Here is a 13,355-nt window from a genome sequence, read left to right as displayed (position 1 = left end):
CGGGAAAGAGGCTCCGGTCGACGCATAAAGGTACGCTGCAATAAGCGCCTGTCCTTTCCGCTAACCCACGATCCGCCCGTCTTCCATCCGGATCGTCCGCCCGGTGCGCTCGGCGAAAGTCGTGTCGTGCGTCACCACCAGCAGCGTCTGCCCGCGCTCCTGCGCAAGGCGGTGGAAGATGTCGAATACGATGTCCGAGTTCTTTTTATCGAGGTTGCCGGTAGGCTCGTCGCCCATCACGATGTGCGGGTCGTTAATGAGGGCGCGGGCGATGGCCACGCGCTGCTTCTCGCCGCCGGAAATCTGGTGGGCGCCCTTCAGCGCGAGGTGCTCAATGCCCAGCCAGCGGAGGCGCTCGATGGCCCGCTGCTCCACTTCCTGCGCCGAAAGCTGGTGCAGCTTCAGCCCCGGCAGCATCACGTTCTTCAGCACTGTAAACTCGTTGAGCAGGTAATGAAACTGGAACACGAAGCCGATCTTTTCATTGCGGATGCGCGCAAGACGGTTGCGGCCCTGGCCGGTCATCCGCTCGCCGTCGATGAGCAACTCGCCTTCGTAGTCGGTATCCATCGTGCTCAGGATATACAGCAGCGTGCTCTTGCCGCAGCCGCTCTTGCCGGTCACCGATACAAATTCGCCATGGTCTACCGAAAAGCTCAGGTCGCGCAGCACCTGCGTGGTCACCGGGTCGTGAAAAGACTTGCTGATATGGCGCGCTTCGAGGATCATTTGCCGCGGATGATGACCACCGGGTCTACGCGGCTCGCCTTCCGCGCGGGAAAGAAGCCGGCCAGGTAGGTGGTGATGAGTGAAAACGAACAACCGATGAAATAGAACAGCGGGTTGTAGTTGATGGGGTACGTGTGCACCGTAGGCAACGCCGCTGTGTTGAAAGGGATCTGGTCGATGATCAGCGAGAGCACGAAGCCGAGGCCGAGCCCCACGAGCCCGCCGAAGAAGCCGATGCTCAGCGCGATGATCAGGAAGATGCGCCGCACGTCGGCGCCGGTAAAGCCGGTGGCCTTCAGGATGGCAATGGCGTCCATCTTCTCGTAGATCATCATATTGAGGATATTGTAAATGCCGAAGCCTGCCACGGTGAGCAGTACGATGCCCACCACGTAGGAGATCAGGTTGCGGATCTTCGTGCCGGTGTCGAACTGGGCGTTGGCCGTTTGTATGTCTTCGGCATCGGTGTCGAAAACACGCGCGTATTCTTTCGCCATAGCAGGCGCTTTGCCGATGTCGATCAACTTGATGTTGATGTCGGTTACATACGACGCCGGGCGGCCCAGCAGCTTTTGCGTGGTAGACAGCGCCGCGTAGCTCTGTACCTTGTCCCAGTCGGTAACGCCGCTCTGGAAGATGCCCACCACCTTGAGGGAGAACTGGTCGCCGCGCGCCGTGGTCACGGGCACCACGTCGCCGACATGCGCCAGCAGCTTGTCGGCGAGCGCCTTGCCCAGGATCACGCTGTTGGCCACATGCTTCAGGTCCTGGGGGCGCCCTTCCACCACGTAATCGCTGAAGTGAAAGAGCCGCACTTCTGCGTCCACGTCCACGCCGTAGATGACACCGTTGATGCTGGTAGCGCCGTTGTTGAAAAAGATCGGGGTGTTGATGCGCGGCGCCAGGCCAAGCACGCGCGGGTCGGCCTTTACGGTGCGGATGACGGCGGCGCTGTTATACACTTCTTCGCGCGCGCCGGCTGCCTTCACCGAAGAGATAAAATGATAGTAGCCGCGGTATTGCGGCACGCGCGCCACCGGCTGCACGGCCGAAGGTTTCACCTCGTTGAAAAGGCGCACGTGCGGCGTGCGGTTCACCACGAGGCCGTCGAGCATGTTGTTGAGACCGGTCATGAACGAGAGCAGTGTAATGAACATGGTGATGCTGAACGTGACGCCGATGGCGGCCACGAGCGTTTGCCGGAGGCGCGCGCGCAGCAGGGAGGCGGCGATATCGGTAACGAGACGCAGGCTCATGGCGTGGGCTTGATGATGGCTTCGTCTTTACGCAGGCCGCCGGTGATCTCCACGCGCTGGTAGTCGCTGACGCCCGTTTGCACGGCGCGCTTTTCCTTGTTGGCCAGCAGCACGTGGTTGTCGTCGACCATATAGCCGCGGGGGATGGTGAGCGCTTTCGGCTTCGACTGCAGCACAATATTGGCCTCCACGGTCAGGTTGGGATACAGCTGCGGCGGCAGCGTGCGAAATGTTGCTTCAACCTTGAACGTACGGGTACGCTCGTTCATCAGCGGGTCGATCTTCGACACCGTGGCTTCGAACACTTGTCCTTTATAACTATCCAGCTGCACCAGCACTGTCTGCCCCTGGCGGATGCGGGCGATATCGAATTCATCTACCTGCAGCTCGAGGAGGAAATTGTTGTTGCCGCCGATGACGGCAAGGGGCACCTGCGGCCCCACGAGTTCTCCCTTTTTACGGTTGACGGCATACACGCGGCCGGCCATACGGCTGCGGATGGTATAGTCGGCCAGCTGCGCACGGCTGAGGGCCGCCGTTGTCTGCGTGGTACGCTCCGACTGCGTCACCTGGCGCTGCAACTGGGTATAGCGCGACTGGCTGGCCCGGTAGGCGTCGCGCGACTGGCGCCAGGCAAGCTCGCGCGCGTCGAGCTCGTTGCGGGTGCCGATGCCGTCGGCCCACAGGGCGCGCTGGCGGGCGTAGAGGGCCGAGTCGGTGCCGAGGCGCGCGCGGGCGGCATCGATGGAGGTGCGCAGCTCGGCCAGCCGGTCGGCATTGCGGGCGGCGTCGCCGTACTCGGCATTGATGCGTGCGTTCTCGGCCAGGAGTCGCGGTGCTTCCTGCGCCAGCACAAAGAGCGGCTGCCCCTCCCGCACGAGGTCGCCCTCGTCTACCAGCACCTGCTGGACAACGCCGGTAACGGTGGCGGCCACATCGTACTGATCGCTGCTTTTTACCGTGCCGGAAGCATAAACGGATTCGGTTATCGGCTCTTCTCGGGGATAGATCTTCTCCACCTGTTTGCCACAGGCGGATAGCAGGAAGGCAGCCGCGAACAAGTAGTACCTGAGCTGATACATGCGGGGGAGTGTGATCCGACAAAGTTACTGCGCCGGCCCCGGGCAGGGCGGCTGAGCCTCGTCAGCCAAAACCATTTTAGCAAAAAAGCTATTAAACCGATGCAGCGTTTCGGTGTCTTACCTGCGTCTTACAGACACTTGCTGCATTTTTTTTCAAAAATCTGCTGTAAAAGAATGGTTGAAGGTTAAACGGAAAGGCCCCCTCGCGGGGCCTTTTTGCTACCTGATAAAGGTCAACTTTGAATATGACCTGCTTCAGGTCCGTCCTTTGGGACCCGGAGGAGCTTTGCGGCATGAAACACATCTTCCTCGCCGCAGTGCTGCTGCTTGCCGCCTGGGCGACCCTTTCGCTGCTTAAAACTTCGGTTATCCATCCCGCTGCCCCGGCGGCAGGGGCCGTCACACCCGTTAAGGCAGCAGCAGAGGCGCCCGCTTCGCCCGGCAAAACATTATTTGCCGCCAACTGCGCCGCCTGCCATTCACTCGACAAGGCGCTGACCGGACCTGCGCTGCGCGGCTTTACATCACGCGGCCCCTGGGCCGACCGTAAGCAGCTGTATGCCTGGGTGCATAACCCTTCGGCCTTTATGGCGAAAGATCCTTACACAAAAGGCCTGCAGCAACAATTTGGTGCTATCATGACCGCCTTTCCACAGCTATCGGAAAAAGACATTGATCAGATCGCCGATTTCGTTGAAGGCAAGTAGCGGCTGGAGAGAAGGAACGCTGATTCCGCAGGCGGAATACGCTGATTGGTTATGATGTTTTTATGATTGGCTTACGCCGGCAACTATAGCTGCATAAATCATAAGGATCATAAAAAATCTGCGTTCTCTCTCTTCGGCTTTACGGCCATTCACCAGCGCCCATCCGTACCACTTCGGCCTCACCCGACGAATAATCGATCACGGTTGACGGTATCATGCCCCCGATGCCGCCGTGGATGACGGCATCCACCTGTTTTTCGAAACGGTCGTGCATGAGTTCGGGGTCGGTGTACTCTTCTACGATCTCGCCGGGAAGGGTAGCGCTCAGGATCGGGTTGCCGAGTTCCTGCACAATGCAGCGGGCGATCTTATTGTCGGGGATGCGGATGCCCACGGTATCGCGCTTTGTTTTGAGGATCTTGGGCACCTCGCGTCTGGCGCCGAGGATAAAAGTGTAGGGCCCGGGCAGGTATTGCTTCAGCGAGCGGTACACCGGTGTATCGAGCTGTCGGGCGTACTTGCTCAGGTCGCTCAGGTCGTAGCACACAAAGGAGAGGTTGGCCTTTTGCGGGTCCACGCCCTTGATGCGGCAGATGCGCTCTACGGCCTTGTGCTGGGAGATGTCGCAGCCGAGCCCGTAAATGGTGTCGGTGGGATAAATGATGATGCCGCCGTCGCGGAGGATGTCGACCACCTGGCGGATGAGTCGTGGCTGCGGGTTTTCGGGATGTATGTGGATCAGCATAAATTACAGGACGCAAAAGTTAAGCCTTTTAACATCCCTTTCATCGAAATGACGCGGCGCGCGCGGCAACAAAAAATTAGCTTTGCCGGCTAAACTAAAGACCTTCATGCAGCTGTCTCCCGTTCCCGTGTTCGACCGGCTCGATCCCACCACCTTCCGCAAGGACTATTACGGTCCGCAGAAGCCCGTGGTACTGCGCCGGCTGGCCGAGGAATGGCCGGCCTACCGCAAGTGGGACTGGGATTATTTCAAGCGCCTCGTAGGCGATCAGAAAGTAGGCCTCTACAACAACATTAAAAGCGACGCCTACACGCCCATCAACAAGGCCGACGACTACCGCACTTTTGGTGATTACATCGACACCATCCGGAACGGCCCCGCGGGCTGGCGCATCTTTCTCTTCAACATCTTCGATCATGCCCCACAGCTGGTGCAGGACTTCAACTGGCCCGAAGACCTCATGAAAGGCTTCGTAAAGAAGTTCCCGATGCTCTTCGTGGGTGGCGCTACCTCCATCACGCATATGCACTTCGACATCGATATGTCGCACATCCTGCATACACAGTTCGCCGGCCGCAAGCGCGTGCTCCTGTTTCCTTTCGAGGAGCAGCACAAGCTGTACCGCAAGCCCTTCGAGGTGCTGAGCCTGGCGGATTTCTCCAATTACTATAATGAAAACAGCAAGCTCGATTACGAGCAGTTTCCCGCGCTCAAAGAAGCGCGCGGCTACGAGGTGATCCTCGAACACGGCGACACGCTTTTCATGCCCGCCGGCTACTGGCATCACATGGAGTACCTCGACAGCGGTTTTGCCATGAGCCTACGCGCGCTGCAACCCTCGCTCACCGGCAAGCTCAGGGGTGCGTGGAATCTTTTCGGGATGCGCTCCATCGATACGCTGATGAAAAAGACAGCACCGATGTGGTGGTATGAGCGGAAGAAGAAGCTGGTTTTCGCTAATGCCGCGAAAGCAATGTAACAATGCGGTAATGTGATAATCCGGTAATGCGGTAATAGAGAAAGCAAAGAATTTTTACCGCATTATCACATTACCGCATTACCATATTTACCCGATCTGTGATTCTCCGGGGCTCGTCAGGAACTCGCTCTGGTCGCCGGGGTTTTGCAGCGGCAGCTGCGGCGCGCCCTTGGGCGGCTTCTCGCTGTCGTCCTGGCGGCCGATGAGCAGGCTTACCAATGCTGCACCCAGGGCGGCACCTGCGCCGAGGAGGATCCAGTGTTTCATTTTCATTTGCGGTTCAATTTGCGGTTGTGGGTAAAGTCTGCGGGCCCGCTGTGGGCGGCAGCCCGTAATTTTATGCGATAATCAGGCCAATGGAAATCAATACTGTTTGTGTATGCGGTGCCGGAACGATGGGCAGCGGCATTGCCCAGGTGGCGGCGGCGGCCGGTAAAAGCGTGGTGCTTTACGAGCTCAACGGAGCTGTGCTGGAAAAGGCACGGGCGGGTATCGCTAAAAACCTGCAGACGCTGGTGGAGAAAGGAAAGCTCGAAGCGCCGGCAGCCGACCACATCATCGGCCGCATCCGGTTTACGTCATCGGTAGACGACTGCGTGGCCGACCTCGTCGTGGAAGCCATCATCGAAAAGATGGAGGCCAAAACGGCGCTCTTTGCGCGGCTGGCGGGCCTCAACGGACCGCAAACCATTTTCGCTTCCAATACCTCTTCGCTTTCGATATCGGCGCTGGCTTCAACGCTTCCCGCACCGGGACGCGTGGCCGGGCTGCACTTCTTCAACCCCGCGCCGCTGATGAAGCTGGTGGAGGTGGTAAAAGGCAAAGACACCGACCCCGCGGTGACCGAAGCGCTGGTGGCCTTTACCAAAGCCGTGGGCAAGGTGCCCGTGGTTTGTGCCGATGCGCCGGGCTTTATCGTCAACCGCGTGGCACGGCCTTATTATATCGAGTCGCTCCGCCTTGCCGAAGAAGGCGTTCCCTTCGAAACCATCGACCGCCTGCTCGAAGCCCAGGGCTTCAAGATGGGTCCGTTCAAGCTGATGGACCTCATCGGCAACGACGTGAACTATGCCGTTTCGTGCTCGGTGTATGAGCAGATGGGCAATCCCGAGAGACTGAAGCCTTCCAACATCCAGAAGGAACGCGTGGAAAGCGGCAACCTCGGGCGCAAGACGGGGAAAGGATATTACGATTACTCTAAATAAAGGTTGTAAGGTTTTAAGGTTCTGGGGTGGTTTTCGAACCATTTAGCCCCCAGCCCTAACCTCAGAACCCGAGAACCTCAGAATCCCAGAACCCGAAATGGTATTAATTACCGGCGGCACCGGATTTCTCGGTGCTTATATCCTGAAAGAACTGGTGGGCCGCGGCCTGCCCGTACGCGCCATCCGGCGCAGCGCGAAGCTGCCCTTCTTTATCGATGCTGAAATCCTCAACAAGGTGGAATGGGTGGAAGGCGACGTGCTCGATGTGGTGTCGCTGCAGGACGCGATGCAGGGCGTCGACCGCATCATCCACGCCGCCGCCGTGGTTTCCTTTCACGGCGCCGACCGCGCGCGGATGCGCCAGGTGAATATCGACGGCACCGCCAACGTGGTGAACGTGGCATTGGAAGAAGGCGTGCGCCGGCTCGTGCACATATCGTCGGTAGCCGCGCTCGGCCGCACCCGGGAAGGCGGTCTTGTGGACGAAAGCAAGAAGTGGAGCGAAACAAAAAGTAACACCGCCTACGCCCGCAGCAAGTACGCCGCGGAGATAGAAGTGTGGCGCGGCTTTTCGGAAGGCCTTGAAGGCGCAGTGCTCAATCCCAGCACCATCCTGGGCTTCGGCGACTGGCACCAGAGCTCCTGCGCCATTTTTCGCAATGCCTGGAAGGGCGCACCCTGGTATACCGAAGGCGTCAACGGTTTTGTGGGCGTGGAAGACTGCGCCCGGGCGTCCGTAGAAATACTGGAAAGCGATATCAGCGAAAAACGATTTATCGTCAACGGCGACAACTGGAGCTTTCACAAGCTGCTCGACACCATGGCCGACGGCTTCGGCAAGCCGCGCCCCTCGCGGGAAGCCTCGCCGCTGCTGGGCAGCATCGCCTGGCGGATGGAAGCGCTGAAGTCGGCCCTCACCGGCCAGAAGGCCCTGCTTACAAAAGAAAGCGCGCGCGTGGCCCAGAGCCGCACCACCTTCAGCAACCACGCCCTGCTGGAAGCCTTGCCCGGCTTCGCCTTTGCCCCGCTGGAGGAGGTAATTGAAAATGCCTGCGCGAGATATAAAGAGGCAGTTTCGAAAGGCGTGCTTTCGGTTTGACATCATCCCCAGACCTCACCCCCGGCCCCTCTCCGGGACGGAGAGGGGTGACTCTACTGAACATTCTTTATTTTTTGAGCCTTTATGCTGATTGAGCTTCAAAAACAAAGAGCGGATGCCTGTGGCATCCGGCCTTTATATTATTAGCTTCAAATCGAAGACTGTTTCAAACATTAGTACTATAACCCGAGAGTCACCCCTCTCCCCCAGGGATAGGGGCCGGGGTGAGGTCACGGCATCAGCAACCGAAACGCCCCCTGTATCACCCGCACTTCAAAGTTCTCTGCCGTCTCCGCGGGGTCGCCATCGATGTGGAGCGGTGCGTGTGCAGGGTTATAAATATCGAGGGCGGGGGTCTGGAAGTAGACCATGCCGGCCTTTTCGTTGATCACTTCATTCTGTATTTCGTTGTAGCCCGCGATCTGGCGGGCGGTGTGCAGCAGCAGGCCGAGCTTGCTCTGGCGCGTGGCCACCACGATGTCGAGGAGGCCGTCGGAAAGCGAGGCCTTGGGCGCGATGGTAACATTGTTGCCAAACTGGTTGCTGTTGGCGATGGAGATAAAGAAGGCCTGCGTGTCGAGCTCGCGGTCGCCGGCGCTGAGCAGGAAGGGATAAGCCTTCGCGGCGAAGAAATTCGAAACGGTTTTCCGGATGTAGGTGTTGAGCCCGCGGCGCGGGTCGTTAGCGAAGTCGTGCGCCACCTGGGCGTCGAAGCCGAGGCCGCAGAGCATGCAGGCAAAGTGGCCGTTGATGGTAAAAGCATCCACCGGCTGCGCATGACCGGCGATGATGGTTTCGAGTGCGAGGGGATGCTTTGGCGAGATGCCGGCGCTGAAAGCGAGGCCGTTGCCCGAGCCGCAGGGCAGGATGCCAAAGGGGAGCCCGTGCTTGCGCAATCCGTTCACGGCCGCGTTGATGGTGCCGTCGCCGCCGGCGATGAGCAGGTCGGTGACGCCCTCGGCCACGATGATATCGTCGAGGTAGGAGTAGTCGCCGTTGGCAACCGAGGGGTATTGCGAAAACCGGAACCCGGCTGACTTGCAGCGGGCTTCCACCATCGCGGGAAGGTCGGCCTTGCCGCGGGTGCCGGAGATGGGGTTGATGATGAGGAGGAGGTGGCGCATGATGAGGCTGCAAAGCTAGGCGGAGCAAGAGAAAGAACGCTGATTCCGCAGGCGGAATACGCGGATTGGTTATGATTTATTATGATTGGCTTACGCCGGTAACAATATCTGCGTTAATCATAAAAATCATAAAAGATCTGCGGCCTTTCTCTCCCCGCTATTCTACATTAATGGTGACCAGGTGCACGCGGCGCATCCGCACCAGCGCGGCCTTCTTCGGGTCGGAGGGAATGGCCATGGTCCAGATCTTCACCTGGGTGCGCCCCCTTAGCAGGCCACTGAGGGCGAGGGAGCTGAGCGAAAGCTTGTTACCGCTGAACTCCTTCAGGGTCTCGTCCGAGGGACCGTAGATGCCGATGGTGCGCTTCCAGCCGGTGGCCTGGCCGGCCGCGGGCTTGAATTGCAGCGTGAAGGTGCCGTTCTTTTTGAGGTCGGCGCGGCGCAGGGTGATGACGTTGACCGCCTCGTCTTCCACCGAGGTGCTGAGCAAGGTCTTCTTACCGTAGGTGATCTTCCAGGAAGCTTCTTCGCCGGAAGCGGCACCGCGCTTTTGCGCGAAAAGCACCGTGGCCGTAAAAAGGCTGAGCAGCAGGAGCAGGATGCGCATAGGACTGTTTTTTGTGGGTTACCGGTCAAAGTTGGCGCAATGGGTCCAAACACCGGGAAATATCTTGTGCTTATAGGAGGGCTGATCCTGGTGGTTGGTTTACTGGTATGGTCCTTCCCGGGGCTATTTAACAAATTTGGTCGCCTGCCGGGCGATATCCGGGTGGAGCGGGAGCACTTCCGCTTCTACTTCCCGCTGACCACCATGATCCTGCTGAGCCTTGTGCTTACGTTAATCGTAAACCTGCTGCGGCGTTTCTTTTAATGATCGGTCGGGAATGAGCGGCCGCAGGCGGCCTTGAGCGCGACGGCACGAAGGCGCAACGGATCGTTTTTTCGTCGTCAGGCAAAAGTTTTCGTCGTGTCGTTGCGCCGTTGTGTCGTCGCGCCCCCGAGGGCCGCAGGCGCTCCCAAGCGCATCCTATCAGCAGATCAGTTATCAACGTCCCGCAGCACCGGGCGGGTGTCGCGCGGGTTGCGGTGCCCGTAATTGATGATGAGCGCGCGGAGATCGGGACGGTGGCGGCGCGGGCGGCCCAGCTCGTAGCGGTAAACCGTCTCGCCCAGGGCCCGGAGAAAGGGATGTCCCACCGTTTCGTAATCGTACTTCCCATCGTTGAGCACCCCGTCGCTATTGACATAAATCGTGGCGGCGAGCATGTATTCCACCTTGTTTACCCGGTCCATCACGTACGACACATCGGTAAGAAAGCCATAGGCCCAGCCCACCTTGTTGAAAACGCGCACCCCTTCCGGCAGGCGGCGGCTGCTGTCGCGGAAAAAGAACTTTACGTAAGAATCGTAGAACTGCGCCGTGTCGTACTTCGGGTTGTCGGTTTCGGAGGGGAACTGCGACAGCCAGCGCAGCAGGAAGGCCCGGTCGTCGCTGCCGAGCCGGAAGCGCTGCCGTGGCGGCACCGAGGCCGGGAAAAGCACGGATTGCAGCATCTGTTGGAGGTTGAGCAGCGAAAGGTTGTTCTGCGGGGCAAAATCCATCGGCGCCTCAATCAGGCTGTCATTACGGTCGAGGTGCGCCCTGCCGACCAGGATCGGCGGTGGCAGCGGAATGCTGTCGGGGTTGCGCAATGGCGGCTGCTCATACAGCACCCGTCCGTCTTTTGCCAGGAAGCGCATCCCGTTGCTGTGGCGGTTGCCCTCGGCTGTAAAGCCCATGAACTGCCGGAGGATGCGGGCGTCGCCATAGCCAAGCTCGTGGAGGCGCCGGTTGATCCGCTGCTGGCCCACCCACTGGTACATGCGGTTGTAGGGATCGTTCTCGCTCACCAGGAAGGCGCGGCGGATGAACTGTCCGAGCGAGGCTTCGCCATTGGCGGCCGTGCTGTCGGAAAGCAGGGCGCGCTGCCCCGGGTACGACGAGTCGAAGACCATGCGCGTGTCGCGCGTGAGGCCTTGCGGTGCCAACCCGCGAAGCTTTTCGAGCGAAAGGAAGGCAAGGGGCAGCTTGACCATGGAGGCGGGGTTGAAATAAAGCGCCGGGTCGTAATTCCAATAGTAATTGGTGAAGTGGGGCCGGTTGCGGGCATCGCGGTCGATGCGGGTGTAGATGACCTGCACGCGGCAGGCCAGCGGGTCTCCGGCCACCTTCCGCACGGTTTCGTCGCGGCTGCTGCGGATGAGGCTGTCGAGGAAGCGGTCGGTGCGGGGCTGGGCCGAGGCAGCGGCCGAAAGCAGGAGTAGAAGGGCGGCAAGGCGGAGCATGACGGAAAGGTAGGGAAAGAAGGGCAGGCAGTTCAGGACCGGGAGCGAGGAACGCCGCCAAAGGCGGTTCAGGGTCCCCGACCCGCAAAGATGCGGCGCGAGGAAGCCCGACGGGGGCCTACTACCTATAAAAAGTTTTTGTAAAGTGCCCCGCTTTCCGGGATACCCCGACCCGATGCCGTACCTTTGCGCCTCCAAAAAGAGCCACGCCAACGTGCGGAACTCGCCTCAATTTTATTATGGATATCAGAAATATTGCCATCATTGCCCACGTAGACCACGGTAAAACGACCCTGGTAGACAAGATCCTGCACGCCACATCCGTGTTTCGCGCCAACGAAGAAACCGGCGAGCTGATCATGGACAATAATGACCTGGAACGCGAGCGCGGCATCACCATCTTCTCGAAGAACGCCGCCGTTACCTATAAGGGCGTTAAGATCAACGTGATCGACACCCCTGGCCACGCCGACTTCGGCGGCGAGGTGGAGCGCGTACTCAAGATGGCCGACGGTGTGTGCCTGCTGGTGGACGCCTTTGAAGGCCCCATGCCCCAGACCCGCTTCGTGCTCGGCAAGGCCCTTGCCCTCGGCCTGAAGCCCATCGTGATCATCAACAAGGTTGATAAGCCCAACTGCCGTCCCGACGAAGTGCACGACGCCGTGTTCGAGCTTTTCTTCAACCTCGACGCTTCCGAAGAGCAGCTCGACTTCCCCACCTTCTACGGTTCGGGCAAGAACGGCTGGTTCAACGACTCCCTGGAGCAGATTGAAGGCATCGAGCCCCTGCTCGACGGCATCCTGAAGCACGTGCCGCCGCCGAAGGCCACGCGCGAAGGCTCGCTGCAGATGCAGGTAACCTCCCTCGACTACTCCTCCTTCCTCGGACGTATCGCTATCGGCCGTGTGGCCCGCGGTGTGATCAAGGAAAACCAGCCCATCACCCTCATGCAGGCCGACGGCACCGTAAAGAAGCAGCGCGTGCGCGAGCTCTACGTGTTTGAAGGTATGGGTAAGAAAAAAGTAGCAGAAGTAGTTGCCGGCGACCTTTGCGCCGTAGTGGGTATCGAAGGCTTCAACATCGGTGATACCCTTGCCGACTTCGACAACCCGGAAGCGCTTCCCACGATCTCTATCGACGAGCCGACGATGAACATGATGTTCTCGATCAACAACTCGCCCTTCTTTGGCCGCGACGGTAAGTTCGTGACCTCGCGTCACCTCCGCGACCGCCTCATGAAGGAAACCGAAAAGAACCTCGCCCTCCGTGTGAAGGACACCGATTCGGCCGACTCCTTCCTCGTTTACGGTCGTGGCATCCTCCACCTCGGTATCCTTATCGAAACGATGCGCCGCGAAGGCTACGAGCTCACCATCGGCCAGCCCCAGGTGCTCGTGAAAGAGATCGACGGCGTGAAGTGCGAGCCTTTTGAAACCCTCGTGGTAGACGTGCCGCAGGAATACGCCTCCAAGGTGATCGACCTCGTTACCCGCCGCAAGGGTGAGATGCTGATCATGGAAACCAAAGGCGAGATGCAGCACCTCGAATTCGACATTCCCTCGCGCGGCCTCATCGGTCTGCGTACCAATATGCTCACCAACACCGCCGGAGAAGCCGTGATGAACCACCGCTTCTCGGAGTACAAGCCCTGGAAAGGACCCATCCCCGGTCGCAACAACGGCGTGCTCCTGGCGAAGGACAATGGCCAGACCACCGGCTACTCGCTCGACAAGCTCCAGGATCGCGGCTTCTTCTTCGTAGATCCGGGTGAAGAGGTGTACAAGGGTATGATCATCGGTGAAAACAACAAGCCCGGCGACCTCGTGGTGAACCCCAACGAAGGCAAGAAGCTCACGAACATGCGGGCGAGCGGCTCCGACGCGGCTTCCAACATCGCCCCCAAGCGCCTCATGACCCTCGAAGAATGCATGGAATACATCCAGCAGGACGAGTGCATCGAGGTTACGCCCAACAATATCCGCATGCGTAAGGTGATCCTCGACGAAGAGGAGCGCAAGAAGCAGTCGAAGCGCATGAGCGCCGAGGCCATCTAAGACCCCTCCCTGGCCCTCCCCGAATGGGGAGGGAATAATAAAAGAAAAAG

At 59.4% G+C, this 13,355-nt stretch carries 14 protein-coding genes; 6 read left to right on the top strand and 8 right to left on the bottom strand.

Features of this window, described 5'->3' with window-relative positions; genetic code table 11:
* Nucleotides 1–60 precede the first annotated feature (60 nt).
* From EPD60_RS13725 to EPD60_RS13715, 3 genes are read right to left on the bottom strand one after another with little or no spacing between them, the layout of a single operon-like run.
* Entirely contained in the window at nt 61–729 is a 669-nt protein-coding gene (locus tag EPD60_RS13725; RefSeq protein WP_131450096.1) for an ABC transporter ATP-binding protein, read from the bottom strand.
* Nucleotides 726–1,985, bottom strand: coding sequence for an ABC transporter permease (locus tag EPD60_RS13720; protein WP_131450095.1), 1,260 nt, complete (start codon nt 1,983–1,985; stop codon nt 726–728). Before EPD60_RS13720 ends, EPD60_RS13725 begins: the two co-directional genes overlap by 4 nt.
* Entirely contained in the window at nt 1,982–3,067 is a 1,086-nt protein-coding gene (locus tag EPD60_RS13715; RefSeq protein WP_131450094.1) for an efflux RND transporter periplasmic adaptor subunit, read from the bottom strand. Before EPD60_RS13715 ends, EPD60_RS13720 begins: the two co-directional genes overlap by 4 nt.
* 293 nt (nt 3,068–3,360) lie before the next feature.
* On the opposite strand from EPD60_RS13715, the gene EPD60_RS13710 reads away from it, so the two are divergent.
* Nucleotides 3,361–3,774, top strand: coding sequence for a c-type cytochrome (locus tag EPD60_RS13710; protein WP_131450093.1), 414 nt, complete (start codon nt 3,361–3,363; stop codon nt 3,772–3,774).
* Between the two features lie 139 nt (nt 3,775–3,913).
* On the opposite strand, the gene EPD60_RS13705 is transcribed toward EPD60_RS13710, so the two are convergent.
* Nucleotides 3,914–4,519, bottom strand: coding sequence for an L-threonylcarbamoyladenylate synthase (locus EPD60_RS13705; RefSeq protein ID WP_131450092.1), 606 nt, complete (start codon nt 4,517–4,519; stop codon nt 3,914–3,916).
* 106 nt (nt 4,520–4,625) lie between these two features.
* On the opposite strand from EPD60_RS13705, the gene EPD60_RS13700 reads away from it, so the two are divergent.
* The gene (locus EPD60_RS13700) at nt 4,626–5,498 is read left to right on the top strand and encodes a cupin-like domain-containing protein (protein WP_131450091.1); all 873 of its coding nucleotides are present in this window, start codon (nt 4,626–4,628) and stop codon (nt 5,496–5,498) included.
* 87 nt (nt 5,499–5,585) lie between these two features.
* Here the strand turns inward: EPD60_RS13700 and EPD60_RS13695 are convergent, their stop codons facing one another.
* Entirely contained in the window at nt 5,586–5,771 is a 186-nt protein-coding gene (locus EPD60_RS13695; RefSeq protein WP_131450090.1) for a hypothetical protein, read from the bottom strand.
* Between the two features lie 83 nt (nt 5,772–5,854).
* Here EPD60_RS13695 and EPD60_RS13690 point away from each other — a divergent pair, with 83 nt between their 5' ends.
* Together EPD60_RS13690 and EPD60_RS13685 are read left to right on the top strand one after the other, a co-directional pair.
* Nucleotides 5,855–6,703 (top strand): 3-hydroxyacyl-CoA dehydrogenase NAD-binding domain-containing protein, encoded by an 849-nt coding sequence (locus tag EPD60_RS13690; RefSeq protein WP_131450089.1) that lies wholly within the window; start codon nt 5,855–5,857, stop codon nt 6,701–6,703.
* A 97-nt stretch (nt 6,704–6,800) separates the two neighbouring features.
* Nucleotides 6,801–7,802 carry an NAD-dependent epimerase/dehydratase family protein gene (locus EPD60_RS13685; protein ID WP_131450088.1) on the top strand — a complete coding sequence of 334 codons (1,002 nt, stop codon included), beginning with the start codon at nt 6,801–6,803 and terminating at the stop codon, nt 7,800–7,802.
* A 230-nt stretch (nt 7,803–8,032) separates the two neighbouring features.
* Here EPD60_RS13685 and EPD60_RS13680 read toward each other — a convergent pair whose 3' ends face one another.
* Nucleotides 8,033–8,926, bottom strand: coding sequence for a diacylglycerol/lipid kinase family protein (locus tag EPD60_RS13680; protein ID WP_131450087.1), 894 nt, complete (start codon nt 8,924–8,926; stop codon nt 8,033–8,035).
* A 157-nt stretch (nt 8,927–9,083) separates the two neighbouring features.
* Nucleotides 9,084–9,533 (bottom strand): hypothetical protein, encoded by a 450-nt coding sequence (locus tag EPD60_RS13675; protein WP_131450086.1) that lies wholly within the window; start codon nt 9,531–9,533, stop codon nt 9,084–9,086.
* 39 nt (nt 9,534–9,572) lie between these two features.
* On the opposite strand from EPD60_RS13675, the gene EPD60_RS13670 reads away from it, so the two are divergent.
* The gene (locus tag EPD60_RS13670; protein WP_131450085.1) at nt 9,573–9,797 is read left to right on the top strand and encodes a DUF2905 domain-containing protein; all 225 of its coding nucleotides are present in this window, start codon (nt 9,573–9,575) and stop codon (nt 9,795–9,797) included.
* A 167-nt stretch (nt 9,798–9,964) separates the two neighbouring features.
* On the opposite strand, the gene EPD60_RS13665 is transcribed toward EPD60_RS13670, so the two are convergent.
* A complete protein-coding gene (locus EPD60_RS13665; protein WP_131450084.1) occupies nt 9,965–11,251 on the bottom strand; it encodes a serine hydrolase in 1,287 nt (428 codons plus the stop codon).
* 239 nt (nt 11,252–11,490) lie between these two features.
* Here EPD60_RS13665 and typA point away from each other — a divergent pair, with 239 nt between their 5' ends.
* Nucleotides 11,491–13,305 carry a translational GTPase TypA gene (gene typA / locus EPD60_RS13660; RefSeq protein WP_207896661.1) on the top strand — a complete coding sequence of 605 codons (1,815 nt, stop codon included), beginning with the start codon at nt 11,491–11,493 and terminating at the stop codon, nt 13,303–13,305.
* Nucleotides 13,306–13,355 lie beyond the last annotated feature (50 nt).

This window comes from Flaviaestuariibacter flavus, from assembly GCF_004337505.1.
Taxonomy (GTDB): Bacteria; Bacteroidota; Bacteroidia; order Chitinophagales; family Chitinophagaceae; genus Flavisolibacter; species Flavisolibacter flavus.
Note: the sequence above shows the minus strand (reverse complement) of the source record. Positions and strands in the feature narration are given on the sequence as shown.

What these genes read in the sequence shown, in the direction of transcription:
- EPD60_RS13725 (WP_131450096.1), bottom strand. Translation starts at nt 729, where the DNA reads ATGATCCTCGAAGCGCGCCATATCAGCAAGTCTTTTCACGACCCGGTG.
- EPD60_RS13720 (WP_131450095.1), bottom strand. Translation starts at nt 1,985, where the DNA reads ATGAGCCTGCGTCTCGTTACCGATATCGCCGCCTCCCTGCTGCGCGCG.
- EPD60_RS13715 (WP_131450094.1), bottom strand. Translation starts at nt 3,067, where the DNA reads ATGTATCAGCTCAGGTACTACTTGTTCGCGGCTGCCTTCCTGCTATCC.
- EPD60_RS13710 (WP_131450093.1), top strand. Translation starts at nt 3,361, where the DNA reads ATGAAACACATCTTCCTCGCCGCAGTGCTGCTGCTTGCCGCCTGGGCG.
- EPD60_RS13705 (WP_131450092.1), bottom strand. Translation starts at nt 4,519, where the DNA reads ATGCTGATCCACATACATCCCGAAAACCCGCAGCCACGACTCATCCGC.
- EPD60_RS13700 (WP_131450091.1), top strand. Translation starts at nt 4,626, where the DNA reads ATGCAGCTGTCTCCCGTTCCCGTGTTCGACCGGCTCGATCCCACCACC.
- EPD60_RS13695 (WP_131450090.1), bottom strand. Translation starts at nt 5,771, where the DNA reads ATGAAAATGAAACACTGGATCCTCCTCGGCGCAGGTGCCGCCCTGGGT.
- EPD60_RS13690 (WP_131450089.1), top strand. Translation starts at nt 5,855, where the DNA reads ATGGAAATCAATACTGTTTGTGTATGCGGTGCCGGAACGATGGGCAGC.
- EPD60_RS13685 (WP_131450088.1), top strand. Translation starts at nt 6,801, where the DNA reads ATGGTATTAATTACCGGCGGCACCGGATTTCTCGGTGCTTATATCCTG.
- EPD60_RS13680 (WP_131450087.1), bottom strand. Translation starts at nt 8,926, where the DNA reads ATGCGCCACCTCCTCCTCATCATCAACCCCATCTCCGGCACCCGCGGC.
- EPD60_RS13675 (WP_131450086.1), bottom strand. Translation starts at nt 9,533, where the DNA reads ATGCGCATCCTGCTCCTGCTGCTCAGCCTTTTTACGGCCACGGTGCTT.
- EPD60_RS13670 (WP_131450085.1), top strand. Translation starts at nt 9,573, where the DNA reads ATGGGTCCAAACACCGGGAAATATCTTGTGCTTATAGGAGGGCTGATC.
- EPD60_RS13665 (WP_131450084.1), bottom strand. Translation starts at nt 11,251, where the DNA reads ATGCTCCGCCTTGCCGCCCTTCTACTCCTGCTTTCGGCCGCTGCCTCG.
- typA (WP_207896661.1), top strand. Translation starts at nt 11,491, where the DNA reads ATGGATATCAGAAATATTGCCATCATTGCCCACGTAGACCACGGTAAA.